Origin of the sequence: uncultured Sphingomonas sp. (assembly GCF_913062585.1) — a bacterium.
In the GTDB taxonomy this organism is placed as follows: domain Bacteria; phylum Pseudomonadota; class Alphaproteobacteria; order Sphingomonadales; family Sphingomonadaceae; genus Sphingomonas.
In genome coordinates, this window is the sequence record NZ_CAJXWX010000040.1 from 1 (window position 1) to 15,209 (window position 15,209).

Annotated in this window: 8 protein-coding genes; 6 read left to right on the forward strand and 2 right to left on the reverse strand. The window is 64.4% G+C overall.

What is annotated here, in order from left to right:
- Positions 1-381: 381 nt before the first annotated feature.
- The gene (locus tag QZ546_RS17300) at positions 382-1,368 is read right to left on the reverse strand and encodes a FecR domain-containing protein (RefSeq protein ID WP_294240393.1); all 987 of its coding nucleotides are present in this window, start codon (positions 1,366-1,368) and stop codon (positions 382-384) included.
- Complete coding sequence (locus tag QZ546_RS17305; protein WP_294240396.1) at positions 1,368-1,883, reverse strand: sigma-70 family RNA polymerase sigma factor; 516 nt, start codon at positions 1,881-1,883, stop codon at positions 1,368-1,370. The genes QZ546_RS17300 and QZ546_RS17305 overlap by 1 nt, the downstream gene beginning before the upstream one ends.
- Positions 1,884-2,051: 168 nt before the next feature.
- Here QZ546_RS17305 and QZ546_RS17310 point away from each other — a divergent pair, with 168 nt between their 5' ends.
- From QZ546_RS17310 to QZ546_RS17335, 6 genes are all read left to right on the forward strand, one after another.
- The gene (locus tag QZ546_RS17310; protein WP_294240399.1) at positions 2,052-4,598 is read left to right on the forward strand and encodes a TonB-dependent receptor; all 2,547 of its coding nucleotides are present in this window, start codon (positions 2,052-2,054) and stop codon (positions 4,596-4,598) included.
- Between the two features lie 93 nt (positions 4,599-4,691).
- On the forward strand, positions 4,692-6,020 hold the full coding sequence (locus tag QZ546_RS17315) for an amidohydrolase (protein ID WP_294240402.1): 1,329 nt from the start codon (positions 4,692-4,694) through the stop codon (positions 6,018-6,020).
- Positions 6,017-7,390, forward strand: a complete 1,374-nt coding sequence (locus tag QZ546_RS17320; protein WP_294240405.1) for a putative 2OG-Fe(II) oxygenase — start codon at positions 6,017-6,019, stop codon at positions 7,388-7,390. Before QZ546_RS17315 ends, QZ546_RS17320 begins: the two co-directional genes overlap by 4 nt.
- A gap of 92 nt (positions 7,391-7,482) precedes the next feature.
- Positions 7,483-10,272 carry a M14 metallopeptidase family protein gene (locus tag QZ546_RS17325; RefSeq protein WP_294240409.1) on the forward strand — a complete coding sequence of 930 codons (2,790 nt, stop codon included), beginning with the start codon at positions 7,483-7,485 and terminating at the stop codon, positions 10,270-10,272.
- Between the two features lie 167 nt (positions 10,273-10,439).
- Positions 10,440-13,466, forward strand: coding sequence for a TonB-dependent receptor (locus QZ546_RS17330; RefSeq protein ID WP_294240413.1), 3,027 nt, complete (start codon positions 10,440-10,442; stop codon positions 13,464-13,466).
- 26 nt (positions 13,467-13,492) lie between these two features.
- Positions 13,493-14,953 carry an amidohydrolase gene (locus tag QZ546_RS17335; protein ID WP_294240416.1) on the forward strand — a complete coding sequence of 487 codons (1,461 nt, stop codon included), beginning with the start codon at positions 13,493-13,495 and terminating at the stop codon, positions 14,951-14,953.
- The last annotated feature ends 256 nt before the right edge of the window (positions 14,954-15,209 follow it).

The following is a 15,209-nucleotide window of genomic DNA, read 5'->3' on the forward strand; positions in this document are numbered from 1 at the left end:
ACCTACGCCCGGCAATGGCGGCGGAGACGACAATGCACTAACTAACAAGCCGGACCACTCGGTGGGGGCTGTTCAGTGTCGGTGCGGGCGAAGCCTAGGCGTCGCGAGCAATCCGTCCGGTACGGGCCATGATGCCTAAGAAGGCTCGCGATGGATCGATCGGTCGCCGGGTCGATAACGGTGTGGAGTGCCGCTATCGCCGTTTAGACGATGGGAGCGATCGATGTTGCGATTCCACCAGATGAAGACGCTACGGATGTTCGCATCCGTCCATGCTAATATCCGCAACCACTTCAGCGTCAAGCGTCACCTCATCGACCGATAGACGGATCGGGAGCGACGTTCCGCCACCCTGACAAGATTGCCCGCGCAACTTGCTTTTCACGATTGGGAAGCGAGAGCCAATCGTGTCTTGTCGGCATATATTACGCGAGCGATCCCATAAGCCGATAGCGCGTCGGCAAGGGCAGAGCCGCCGCCATCGATCTTCAGGACGCCGCTGAACACACGGTTCTCCAGGCGCTTGTCGGTAAGTTCGATGTGTTGCGTGGAATAGCGGTTAAGCTCGGCCACAACCTCCTTCAATGGCGTAGCCTCGAACGTCAGTTCACCCTTGCGCCATCCGGTGGCGATATCGGCACCTGCGCTGGTGAGTTGCACACCCGATCGGTCGATCATCAGCATATTGCCCGGCACCAGTGTCATCGTGCGCCCCATCACGCGGCTATCGACGCGAACCGATCCCTCTACCAAACTGACGACGACCCGGTCGGCCACCGTGCGTACCGCAAATTGCGTCCCGAGCGCGGTGACGCTGTTTCCGCCTGCCGACACGATGAACGGATGGCGTGCATCATGCGCGACTTTGAAAAACGCTTGGCCGTGATCGATCGTCACACGGCGCGTCGCACCCGGCGCCGCGACGCGAACCGCGGACGCGGCATCGAGGGTCATCAGCGTTCCGTCCGGTAGCGTGACAGTGCGCACTCGTCCGGTCGGCGTGGCATAGCGTGTATCCGCGACCTGGGTCGCTGGCCGCGCCGCATATCTGTCGACGACCAGCGCGGCAGTGGTACCGATGGACAGCAGCACGGCAGCGGCGGCCGCCATCGGCCACCAGCGACGCACAGGGGCGGGGCGCGCTTCGTCGCGGGCCGCTGCCACCATCGCCAGCAGCGCCGGATCGCTTCGCCCGTCATCCAGGATCCGGATTGTGGAGACCAGTTCGTGCCAGGCGCGATCATTCGCATCGTCCGCCGATAGCCACTGCCCGAACGCGGCCCGATCCGCCGATGTCGCGTCATCGGCATGCAGTCGCGCATACCAGGATGCGGCCGCGGCGTCCGGATCCCTCGATACGGAACCCATCAGCGTAGCGAGCCTGCAAGGTGCTTGATGGCTTTCATGATATGCTTTTCGACTGCGCTCACCGATATGCCCATATGTCGGGCGATTGCAGCGTAGCTCATTTCCTCGAAGCGATGAAGGACGAACGCCTGGCGCATGCGCTCAGGCATGTCGTTCATCGCGGCGATGAGCTGCGCGAGATGCTCCTTGCCTTGTAGGACGCGCTCGGGCGAGCGATCCTCAACGGGGTGATGAATTTCTTCGAGGCTGTCGTGCGCGGAACGGTGGCGCACGGTGTCGCGGCGGCCGCGATCGGCGAGCACGCTTTGCGCGACCTGGAACAGATACCCGTCGATATTGTCGATGGGGGCATTCGTGCGGCGGGTCTGCATGCGCAACGCGACCTCCTGGACCAGATCGTCGACTTCGCCGATCGGCGCACGCTTCGTCAGGAACCGCCGGACCGCGTTGAGATGGCCCGATAGGTCGATGGCATCCCCGTCATCGCCGGGTCTGCGTGCATAGGAATTCCGCATGATCGGCCCCGTTTTGTCCGCCCGAGCCTCCGGCATCCCCCTTTATATATATTCGCCGCAATCGATCATGTTGCCAGCAGGCCGTCAAGCGTACAGTGTCACCAAACCGTCATCAGAGCGGATGGGAGGGGCAACAGCGTATTCCGGGGGGTCGAAACGCGCGTCCTGATGCATGCCCGTGATCTTGCCATACGAACGATTGCGATATCCGCGGCCTGCGTTGCCAATGGCGAGGCGGCATCGTCGCCGCACGACCGGGTCGCCTTCGCCATCCCCGCCGGGCGGCTGGATGTCGCGCTGCGTCGACTGGCGACGCAGACGGGGCAGCAAATCCTGTTCGATCCTGTGGTGATCGGCGGTCGTACCAGCGCGGCGCTGCACGGGCCGATCGAACCGGAGCGCGCGCTTCGGATCCTGCTCGCCGATACCGGGTTGGTCGCGAAGCGTGTCCGCGCCGGCGTGATCATCATCGTTCGCGAGGCCACGCCGCGATCGGTTGCCGGGACCTTGGCGGCGGGACCGGCGGGGCGGACGCCGGAAATCCCGGTGCCGTCTGCCGAGATCGTCGTCACCGCCCTCAAACGCCCGACGTTTCTCGGCGATACCGAGATCAGCATGGACGCGGTCAGCGGTGCCCAGGTCTTGGCCCGGGGCGCGTACGACCTGCGCAGCGCCGCTGCCCTGTTGCCCGGGCTTGTCCCGATCGCCACGGCACCGTTGCAGCAGCGGATCGCCATTCGCGGTGTCACTGGAACCGGCGAATCCATGGTCGGGGTCTATTATGGGGAAACCCCGATCAGCGGACCGTCGGGAACTACCTTCGATCCCGCTGCGAGTACGCCCGATATCGACCTGGTCGATATCGACCGGATCGAGCTGCTTCGCGGGCCGCAGGGTACGCTCTACGGCGCCAGCTCGATGGGCGGAACGCTGCGGGTGCTGTTCAACCAGCCCGACGCGACGCGCTGGACGGGGCATGTCGAGGGTGGCGTGTCGGCGATACAGGGCGCCGGCACAGGTGACAACGTCGCCGCGGTTGTCAACGCGCCGATCGTCCGCGACACCTTGGCGGCGCGGTTCGTCGTGCATCGTCGGACAGTCGGCGGCTATGTCGACAATGATCGGCTGGCGTTGAAGGACACCGGCGCCGTGCTGCGCCAGGGCGTCCGGATAGGGCTTGCCTGGACACCGTCGCCGACGGTGCGCGTCGATGCGCTGGCGCTTCATCAGCATACGCGGATCGACGATGCGGGATTCTGGTACCCGGACCTAGGCCGCTATCGCAACGATCAGCCGGTGCGCACGCCCAATAGCGAGCGGCTCGACCTCGCCAGTGTCACCGCACACTGGACGACCGCCGCCGTCGCGGTCGTCGCGACGGGCTCGCACTATCGCTGGACGATCGTGAAGGAGGGCGACTTCACGGCGGTACTGGCGCAGCAGGCGGCCAGCGACGCCAGTTGCCGGCGATATGCGATGCTGGTCGGCAAAACCGGCTGCACGTCCGAACAGCGCAGCGCGTTCCAGGCCTATCTGCAAACGCGATTGCCGGGCGTGCTGTACCAGCCGTTTCGCGTCGAAAGCACGACTGCGGAGGTCCGCGTATCATCCGACCGGCCGGGGGCGCTCGCCTGGACCATCGGGGCGTTTGTCGAGCGGCGGCGCGATTCGGCGGAAAGCTATACGGTCCGTGCCGACGCAGTGACAGGGCGGCGCGTCGTACCGCTCGACATCACCGGATTGCGGCTGCTGCACAGCGCGCTCGACCAGCAGGCGTTGTTCGCGGAGACGCGCTGGGGCATCGCGCCGCGACTGTCGGCGACATTGGGGCTGCGGTATTTCCATTATCGGCGTAGTGCCGATGGGTCGGTCCCGATTCCCAATATCATCACGGGGACCGGCGCGATCGGCAACGGCCGCTATGCGCGTGCCGACGACGGGGTCAATCTGAAGGCGGAGCTCGCCTATCGGCTGCCAGGCGAAACCCTGGTCTATGCGATCGCATCGGAGGGGTTCCGGCCCGGCGGGGTCAACATCACGCCCGATCTGACCGAACAGGAACGCATCTACGACGCCGACCATGTCTGGAACTACGAACTGGGCGTCAGGACCAGGGGGGCGGGCGGGCGGGTCGCCATCGAGGGTGCGGTCTATCACATCGATTGGTCCGACGTGATCTATGCGGCGTCGAGTGCGAACGGCGCGTTCGGGTATAATACCAATATCGGCACGGTGCGGATCGATGGTGTCGAGGCCAAGGCAAGCCTGGCGATCGGTGCCGTACGGCTCACCGGGTCGGCCAACTATACCTATGCGCGGCTTGGCGAGGACCAGCCGGTCGGTACCACGGATGGCGCCGGACGGCGCGGGGATCCGCTGCCCAATGTGCCCCGGCTGGGCTATGCGGCTGGGGCGCAGACCAGCATGTTGGTGGCGGGCGGCAAGGTTGCCACTTTCGGTATCGACGCGCTCGGCGCGACCCGTGTGCCGACCGCCTTCAACGATCGCAGTCCCTATTACGAAGTTACCCCGGCACGGTTCGTAATCGACGCCAACGCCGATATCCAGCTGGCAAGGTGGCGCGCCGCGATCAGTGTGCGGAATGTTCTGAATGCGGTCGTCGCAAACCGGCTGACGTCGAGTTCATTCGGCGAGCGGCAATTCTATAGCAGCGCGCCGCGCACGGTGACGCTGTCGCTTGATCGCGATTTATGACAGGCGCGGCGTCGTGGCGGTGAGGGCATCGAACGCAATCGCGTCTCGCAAAGAAGGGGGCATCGCCCCGGTCTCGAACGATGGACGTTTTCTATGAAGATGATGCTGATTACCGGATGTGCGATGATGGCAAGCGTCGGCGCGGCGTGGGCCGATCCCGCACCCGGCCCCGCAGCCAACAGGGCGGCGATCGATGCCCAGATCGACAAGGCCTATCCCGCGCTCGACGCGCTTTACCGTGATATCCACGCCCATCCCGAGATCGGGATGCAGGAGGTGCGCACCGCGGCGCTGCTGGCAGGCAAGATGAAAGCGATGGGTTTCACCGTGACCGAGAAGGTGGGCGGAACGGGGGTGGTCGCGATCTATCGCAATGGTCCCGGGCCGACCGTGATGGTGAGTACCGAACTCGACGGCCTGCCGATGGAGGAGAAGACCGGGCTTCCCTATGCGAGCCGCGCGCAGACCGAATATGAAGGCAAGACGACCTTCGTCGCGCAAAGCTGCGGCCATGACGTACACATGGCGGCGTGGGTCGGGACGGCGCAGGCGCTGCTGGCGATGAAGTCGCAGTGGAAGGGCACATTGATGTTCATCGCCCAGCCCGCGGAGGAACAGTTGAAAGGCGCCAAGGCGATGCTCGATGACGGGTTGTTCACCAGGTTCGCCAAGCCTGATTACGGTTTCGCCGCGCATGTCGGGTCGGGCGAGACGGGGACGGTGCTGGTCAAGGACGGCGTTACCAGCTCCAATTCGGACAGCTTGCAGATCACCTTCAAGGGGCGCGGCGGGCACGGATCGATGCCGAGCGCGACGATCGATCCCATCGTGATGGGCGCGCGTTTCGTTACCGACGTACAGGCGGTGATTAGCCGCCAGAAGGACGCCAACGCGTTCGGGGTGGTCACCGTCGGCGCATTCCAGGCGGGAACCGTCGGCAACATCATCCCCGACACCGCCACGCTGAAGCTGAGCCTGCGGTCGTTCGACAAGGATGTGCGGCAATTGCTGCTCGACGGTGTGAAGCGGACCGCCGAGGCTTCGGCGGCGATGTCGATGGCGCCCGCGCCCGACGTAAGGTGGCTGTACGGCACCGCAGCGGTGTTCAACGACCATGCGCTGGCCGGACGCGCGGCGGCGGAGCTAAAGGCGGCAGGTGGCGACCGCGTTACCTATTTGCCCGCAACCGCGCCCGGCTGGTCGGCAAGCGAGGACTGGTCGGCGTTCGTCGATACAGGCGTGCCGTCGGTCTATTTCACGATCGGCGGCTATGACGCCGCGACACTGGCCGCGTTCAAGGCCAAGGGCGAGGCGGTACCGAGCAACCATTCGCCCTTCTTCGCACCCGATCACGACAAGGCGATCCGTACCGGTATCCGCACCCTGACGCTTGCGGTGCTGATGGTGACGACGCCGAAGTGATCGCCTCCGCAGCAATGGAGCAGGCGCGGCGGGCCAAGGCGGCGGGCGATCTGCGCGCCGCCGCCACCCTGTACGCCCGCGCCGTCGCGGAACGGCCCCAAAGCGCGGTGGCGGAGCATAATCTCGCCTCTACCCTGGGCGATCTCGGCGAATTCGCTGGGGCGGTGGAGGCATCCGCTCGCGCCCTTGCCAAGGGATCGACCGCGCCCGAGACTTGGTTGGTACACGCGCGGGCTTTGCAGGGCATGGGGGATCTCGATGCAGCGGAGGCCGCGTTCCTGTCTGCGATCGGGTTGCGCGCGGACTATGTGACGGCGCACCGCGACTTGGCGCAACTGCGGTGGATGCGGACGGCGGATGTCGGCGCGGCACTGGCGGCGATCGACACGGACCGCGTACCGGCGCTCGCGTCGGTCGAAGCGGTCGTGCTGATGAGTGCGGGCGACCCCGCCCGCGCGGCGGCGGTGCTCGACCCGGCGATTGCGCGCACGACGGATGCCGGGCTGCATTTGCTGGCGGCGAATGCGTGGGCTGCATTGGGCGACGCCGAGGCCCAGCTTGCCCATGCGACGGCGGCCTTGCGGCTTGCGCCGTCCTCTGCCGAAGCGGCGAAGGCGGTCGTGGAGGCCTTGCTGCATAACGAGCGTCTCGCCGAAGCGGCGACATTGGCGATGCGGATCAGCGCTGCCGCACCGGACGATCAGGGGGTGATCGCGTTGCTTGCAACCGCGTGGCGACTGCTGGGCGATCCGCGTTATGCCGCACTGTGCGATGATCCCGCACTGGTCTACGCGCACCGCATCGACGTGCCGCAGGGATGGCCGTCGCTCGCCGCATTCCTGGACGATCTCGCGCAGACCTTGCGCGCGCGCCACGCATGGCGAACCCATCCGCTCGGCCAGTCGCTTCGCCAAGGTAGCCAGACGCAAGAGGATTTGAGCAAGGTCGATCATCCGGTTCTGCGCGCGCTGTTCGCGGCGCTCGACATGCCGATCCGTGCGCATCTGGCGCAGTTAGGGACGGGTGCCGATCCAGTACGGCGGCGCATCACCGGAGGATATCGTTTTGCGGGCGCATGGTCGGTGCTGCTGCAGCCCGGAGGCTATCACACCGATCACGTCCATCCGCAGGGCTGGTTATCGTCCGCCTTCTATGTCGATCTGCCGGCGTCCGTGGCGGAGGAACCGCAGGGCTGGCTGGCCTTCGGTCGGCCCGGCGTGCCGACCAGACCTGCGCTGCCGCCGACCGGCCATGTCCGGCCGGTGCCCGGACAGGTGGTGCTGTTCCCCTCCTATCTCTGGCACGGTACCGAGCCGTTTTCCGGGGACGCCCCGCGGCTGACGGTGGCGTTCGATCTTCTGCCGGGCTGATTTATCATCGAAGCCGACTGAGGGACCGACATGAGCATACGTCTTGATGAACACGGGGGCGGTGACGTCCGGCGGCAAAGGGGCGATATCATATGTCGAAGGTCATGCTTTTTCTGGGCGCCAGCGCGTTTGCGCTTGCAAGTGCGGCCTCCGCCGAACCGATCACGCCGAAGGCGGGTACCGTTACCGCGCCGTTCGAAGCCTTCGCGCAGGAACCGGGCAGCGACTATTTCCTCGCCGATTACGACGCCTACGAAGCCTATCTGAAGAAGCTCGCGAGCCAATCGGATCGTATGAAGCTGGTCGATATCGGCAAGTCGGCGGAGGGGCGCACGATGTGGGTCGCGATCGTCAGTTCCCCTGCGAACCTGGCGAAGCTCGACCATTACCGGGACATCGCGCGCAAACTCGCCAAGGCGGAGGTGAAGACCGAGGCCGAGGCGCAGGCGCTGGCGAACGAGGGCAAGGCGATCGTATGGATCGACGCCGGCATGCACGCGACCGAGACGGTGACGACGCAAAGCCAGATCCATGTGCTCTACCGCATGCTGACCGGGACCGATGCGGAAACGATGCGCGTGCTGAACGATGAGATCATATTGTTCGCACAGGACAATCCGGACGGGCTTCAGCTGGTTGTCAACTGGTATATGCGCAACTCCGACGCCAAGGACCGCGAGTTCCGGACCATCCCGCGCCTCTACCAGAAATATATCGGCCACGATAACAACCGCGACAGCTTCATGGTGCAGATGCCGGAGACAGAAGCGGTCAATAGGATGTTGTTCCGCACCTGGTTTCCGCAGATCGTTTTCAATCAGCACCAGACCGGCCCTGCCGGCATGGTAGTGTTCGTGCCGCCGTTCCGCGACCCGTTCAACTACAACTACAATCCGATCGTGATGACCGAATTGCAGGAGGTCGGCTCCGCGATGCACAGCCGGCTGGTGTCGGAGCAGAAAGGCGGGTCGGGGATGCGCAGCGCCGCGCCTTATTCCACCTGGCACAACGGCATGGAGCGCTCTGTCGCCTATTTCCACAATTCGATCGGGCTGCTGACCGAGATCATTGGCGGTCCGACGCCGGAAAAGATCCCGCTGATCGCCGACACCCAGCTCGCGCGCAGCGACGAGCCGCTGCCGATCGCACCGGGCGTCTGGCACCTGAAGGACAGCCTGGAATATCAATGGTCGCTGAACCGCGCGGTCATGGATTACGCATCGCGCAATCGTGAGCGGCTGCTGATGAACATCTGGCGGATGGGCAATCAGGCGATCGTTCGCGGCAGCAAGGATAGTTGGACCACCACGCCGAAACGCGTCGATGCGCTGAAGGAGGCGGGGAAGGGGGCCAAGGCGGATGAGGGCTATGTGGGCTATAACAGCCGCGCCAAGGAGGGAATGGTCGCGCCTTCGCTCTATGCCACGGTGTTGCAGGACCCGGCCAAGCGCGACCCGCGTGGCTATGTGCTGGGTCCCGACCAGCGCGACATGCCGACCACGATCGCGTTCCTCAATGCGCTGATCAAGAACGGCGTCGATGTCGATCGTGCCACCGCGCCGTTCACCGCCGGCGGCAAGCGCTATCCGGCGGGGACCTATGTCGTGAAGACCGCGCAGGCGTACCGCCCGCACGTGATCGACATGTTCGAACCGCAGGATCATCCGCACGACCCCGAATTCCCCGGCGGCCCGCCCAAGGCGCCGTATGACGTCACCGGCTATACGCTCGCCTATCAGATGGGCATTCGGTTCGATCGCGTGCTCGACGATTTCTCCGGCAGCTTCGAACCCGTGCCCGACCTGTTGACGGCGAACCCCGGCCGCGTGATCGGATCGGGCAAGGCGGGCTGGATCGTCGGGCACGAGGCGAACAACAGCTTCATTCTCACCAATCGTCTGCTGAAAGCGGGCGTGCCCGTGGCCTGGATCGGGACCGCGACCAGGGCGGGCGGCAAGGATCTGGCGGCGGGCGCGATCTGGGTCCCGGCGTCGGCGGCGGCCGCTGCGATCATGGCGCCGTCGACCAGGCAGCTCGGGATCGACGCCTATGCCGTGGATCGTGCGCCCAATGCCACCAGGCTGGCGTTGAAACCGGTGCGGGTCGGCTTGGTCGATCGCTATGGCGGGGTGATCCCCGCCGGCTGGACCCGCTGGCTGCTCGAACAATATGAATTCCCGTTCAGCGTGGTGTATCCGCAAGAGCTGGATGCCGGGAATCTGAACGCCAAATACGATGTGCTGCTGTTTGCCGACGGTACCGTGCCCTCGACGCCGGGCGGGCCGTATCCGGGTGGCAATCGGTTCGCGATGCCTGCCGAGAAAAGCATCCCCGCCGAGTATCGCGGCTGGCTGGGCGAGGTCACGCCCGAAAAGACGCTTCCAGCGGTCGCGGCGTTCGCAAAGGCCGGGGGGACGGTGGTGACGGTCGGCAGCGCGAACCGGCTGGCGACCCTGCTCGATCCGCAGATACAGCCCGCGCTGGTCACAAAGAAGGCCGATGGGTCGCTCGCCGCGCTCGACAAGAAGCAATTCTACATTCCCGGTGCACTGCTGTCCGCCCGGGTCGATACCCGCCAGCCGCTGGCGTACGGCATGACGCCGACGGTCGATATCTTCTTCGACGAAAGCCAGCCGTTCACGCTGTCCGGCACTGCGGCGAAGAAGGTTGCGTGGTTCGAGGGGGCGGCCCCGTTGCGCAGCGGCTGGGCGGTGGGGCAAGAGCGCCTCGACGGCACGGTCGCGATCGTCGATGCCGATCTGGGCAAGGGCAAGCTGTTCGCGATGGGCCCTGAAATCACCCAGCGCGCGCAGCCCTATGCCACGTTCAAGCTGCTGTTCAACGGCCTGCTATACGGTCCTTCGGTGACCGCCACACGTTGACATCATGATATAATAGTACGCCAGAGTGGCATTCGGGGGGCGGTGGGAAACAATCGTTCCCCTCTTCTTGGAACTTTTTTCATTCCGCGCGTGAGGTGCCGCGATCGGACCGCGTCTTGATCCTTGAGGCCGTCAACGATGCGGTTGGTTCAAGGGGGAAGTTCGACATGGTTGTACGGGGTATCACGCGGGCGTTTCTCGGCGGGAGCTGCGCTTCCATTGCACTCGCGGCCGGCACGGCCCACGCGCAGAGCAGCGTGCCGACGGCGCCACCGGCCAGCGTGCAGGCTGAGCAGCCCGAGGATGCATCGCTTGGGGAAGTCACTGTCACCGGATCGCGCATTGCCCGGTCCGACTATGTCGCGAACAGCCCGATCGTTTCGTTGTCGAGCGATACGCTGGAAAACACCGGTCGTGTCACCGTCGAGAGCGCATTGTCGCAGATGCCGCAGTTCACCGGCGCGTTCGGCCAGGGCAATACCGGCAGCACCAGCACCGGTCTGAACGGCGGCCAGGCCAATGCCAGCCTGCGCGGCCTGGGGGCGAAGCGTACGCTGATCCTGCTGGACGGCCGCCGGATGCAGCCGTCCAATCCCGATGGCTCGGTCGATCTGAACACCATTCCGGAAGCCCTGATCGAGAATATCGAGGTCATCACCGGCGGGGCATCGACCACTTATGGATCGGACGCGACCGCCGGCGTGGTTAATTTCCGGCTGCGGCGCAATTTTAAGGGCATCACCGTCAACGGCCAGACTGGCGTGAGCGACTATGGCGATGGTAACACCTATCGCATCACCGCCACGGCCGGTTCGACCTTCGCCGATAATCGCGGCAACGCCGTGCTGTCGTTCGATTATACCCGCCGCGATCCTGCACAGCAGATCAAGCGCGACTATTATACCTTCCGCACCACCACGCCCGGGCTGAGCACGATTCCGCAGGGCACCGCGCTGTTCGGCGCCAACCTGCCGACGCTCGCCGCGGTCAATTCGGTGTTCGTGGGACAATATGGAACGCCGGCGCTGACCGGCAACGCCGCCGGACGCTATACCGGGCAGATCGGCTTCAACACCGACCAGACGCTGTTCAGCACCGCGGGCGTGCCCGTGCTCAACTATCGCGATCCCCAGACCGACGAAGCCTATATCGTCAACAGCGGCACCAACAGCCAGCAAGTCAATTTCGGCTATAATGGCGGATCGCTACAGGCCGATCTCGATCGCTATTCGGTCTTCGGCAAGGTCGACTACGACGTCACCGACAACATCAAGGCGTTCGGCCAGTTCAGCTACACGACCTATAATTCGGTCGGGATCACCAACCCGACGTTGGCCTCGAACGTCTATGGCCTGACCGTGCCGACGACGAACCCGTTCATCTCCCCGGCCTTCCGCTCGATCCTGGCGTCGCGGCCCAACCCAAATGCGGCGGTCACCTTTTACAAGGCGCTCAACATCCTGGGCCCGCGCGTCCAGTCCTATGAGTACGACGTATATCAGTTGACCGCCGGACTGTCGGGCAAGCTCGGCATCCGCGACTGGACCTGGGACATCTACGCGAACACCAGCAAGGCCAAGTTCCAGAACGCGCAAACCGGCGGCGCCAGCGCGGGTGCCATCTCGCGCCTGCTCAACAGCCCGACCGGCGGCACCGAACTGTGCGCGGGTGGCTTCAACCCGTTCGGTAACGTGACGCCTTCGCAGGAATGCGTCCGCTATATCTCACGGCGCACGCTCAACACCAACGAACTCCAGCAAAAGACGATCGAAGCCAATATCCAGGGCGGCCTGGCAGAACTCCCGGCGGGGAGCCTCCGCTTCGCGCTGGGTGCCGATTATCGCAGCAATTCCTATGCGTTCCAGCCGGATGCGCAGCTTTCGCTGCCTGACGGGACCAGCGATATCCTGGGCTATAGCGTGTTGCGCGCGGCTGGCGGAACGGTCAGGGTGGGCGAGGTCTATGGCGAACTGCTCGTGCCGTTGCTGCATGATATCCCGCTGATCCAGCAGTTCGATCTCGATCTCGGCTATCGCTATTCCAATTATAATTCGGTCGGCGGCGTGCATGCCTACAAGGCCGATGCGAACTGGCAGGTGTTCGACGCGCTGCGGTTGCGCGGGGGATATAATCGCGCGATCCGCGCCCCGAGCGTGGGCGAACTCTACGCCCCGATCTCGACCGGCAGCGTGGCGATCGGCAGTCCCGCCGCGACCACCGCGAACGGCGATCCGTGTGACGTGCGATCGTCCTACCGCGTCGGTGCGAACGGCGCACAGGTCCGTGCGCTGTGCCTGCAACAGGGTGTGCCGACCGCGATCATCGATAGCTACCAACTTGGCACAGCGCAGGTGTTCGCGCTGACCGGCGGCAACCCCGACCTTCAGGAGGAAATCGCCGACACCTATTCGGCGGGGGGCGTGATCCAGTCGCCCTTCTCCTCGCCGCTGTTTCGCAACATGTCGCTCTCGGTCGATTATTACCGCATCGACATCAAGCAGGCGGTCGGTCCGCTTTCGATCGCGCAGGCATTCCAGTTCTGCTTCAATGCGGGCGGCAACAACCCGCAATATGCCGCCAGCAATTATTACTGCTCGCTGATTTCGCGCAATACGTCGAACGGCGTGCCGGTGAACCCGCTGCAACCGCTGCTCAACCTCGGCACATTCAAGGTGCGGGGCATCGACGCCCAGTTCGACTGGAAGGTCAATCTTTCCGACATCGGGTTGGGAAGCAACGCCGGGACGGTCGCGCTGAATACCGCGGTCAGCTATCTGGCGTCGTTCACGATCCAGGCACTGCCGGGCGCGCCGAGCTATGATTATGCCGGCAGCATCGGAACCGGCGTCGAAACGACGGCAGGTCTGGCGCATCCCGAATGGAAGTCGGTGACGTCGTTCACCTACTCGCTGGGCGGGGCCAGCCTCGGGCTGCGGTGGCGGTATATCGACGGCATGATCGCCTCGGCGAAGGTCGTGAACCCCGCGAGCAGCACGCGCGGCGTCGCCGCCTACAGCGTGTACGACCTGAACGCGCGGTTCGAGGCGGGGGGCACCACCGAATTCCGGATGGGCGTCACCAACCTGTTCAACACGAAGCCACCGCAGGTCGGCGACACCCAGGGCAATTACGACGCGCAGAATTACGATGTGATCGGTCGCTACTTCTTCATGGGAATCACCAAGAAGTTCTGATCCGCGCGGACTTGAGGAGATAGATGATGAAGACCATGATGCTCTGGGCAGCGCTGATGACGACGACCGCCACCATGCCCGTAACGGCGCAGGAACTGGCGCCCACCGATCGCACCGCGCTGATTGCCGCGGTCGATGCCAATGCCACGCCGATCTCGGACACCGCGCTACAAATCTGGAAATATGCCGAGATGGGCTATCTGGAGACGAAAAGCTCGGCGCTGCTGCAAGCCCGGCTGAAGGCTGCAGGGTTCACGGTGAAGGCGGGGGTGGCTGGCGAGCCGACCGCCTTCGTCGCGAGCTTCCGAAACGGGACTGGGCCGGTCATCGGCGTGCTTGCCGAATATGACGCTCTCCCCGGTCTGTCACAGGCCGCAGTGCCGGTACGGACCCCCTTGGGTGGGGATGCCGGTCATGGCTGCGGCCACAATCTGTTCGGCACCGCGTCCACCTATGCCGCGATCGCCGTCAAGGACTGGATGGTCAAGTACGGCGTGCAGGGCGAAATCCGTGTCTATGGGACGCCAGCCGAGGAAGGTGGGTCGGGCAAGGTCTATATGGTCCGCGAAGGCCTGTTCAACGACGTCGACACCGTGCTGCACTGGCACCCGGGCAATGTGAACTCGGCGTCGCAGGCACCGTCGCTTGCCAATATTTCCGGCAAGTTCCGTTTCCACGGCAAGTCGTCGCATGCATCCGGCGCGCCCGAAAAGGGGCGGTCGGCGCTGGACGGCGTCGAGGCGATGGACGCCATGGTCAACATGATGCGCGAGCATGTTCCCGACCATACGCGGATCCACTATGTCATCACCAACGGAGGCAAGGCGCCCAACGTCGTCCCCGACGAGGCCGAAGTCTATTATTATGTCCGCGACCAGGATCCGGAGATCGTCAAATCGGTGATGGAGCGGGTCAAGAAGGCCGCGCAGGGGGCCGCGATGGGCACCGAAACGACGGTCGACTTCGAACAGATCGGCGGCGTTTACAGCCTGTTGCCGAACGAAGTGCTGATGAAGGCGATGGATCGCGGGCTGCATGCCGTGGGCGGGATCACCTGGACACCCGAAGAGATCGCCTTCGCCACCCAGTTGCAGAAATCGATGCCGGCGGGCGCGCCCGCGCTCGCCAGCGTCGGCCAGATCGAACCCGCTCGGCTCGAGACCAAGGCGATCGGCGGGTCGACCGATGTGTCGGACGTCAGTTGGGTGACGCCGACGGTGGGGCTGTCGACCGCCACCTTCGTGCCGGGTTCGGCGGGGCATAGCTGGCAGAACGTCGCGGCGGCGGGATCAAGCATCGGCGTGAAGGGCGCCATCGTCGCTTCCAAGACGCTCGCGCTGACTGCGGCTGAACTGTTCCGATATCCGGCCGAAATAGGTGCTGCCAAGGCGGAGTTCCAGAAGCGTCGGGGGCCGAATTTCACCTATGAGGCCATGCTGGGGAATCGCAAGCCACCGCTGGATTACCGAAAGACCGCGTCGAGATAACTACGAACAGCGGGTGGCGTTTGAGCAGCCCGCTTCGGAGTGGTGTATCAACTATGACAGTCTGAACCAAGGTTGAGCCTCACCCCGTCTCTGTCCGGTCTTTAGAAGAAAACCGGCTTTTTTCCTCAAGGCGGGCATGCCTGCCCTGAGGAAAAAGCGCGCTCGGTCGGAGTCTGACCATTTAGGGTCAGGACCCATTGATATGAGGCGCGCGATCTGATTCAGGCTCCGAGAGGAGACTGGAATGAGCGACCTG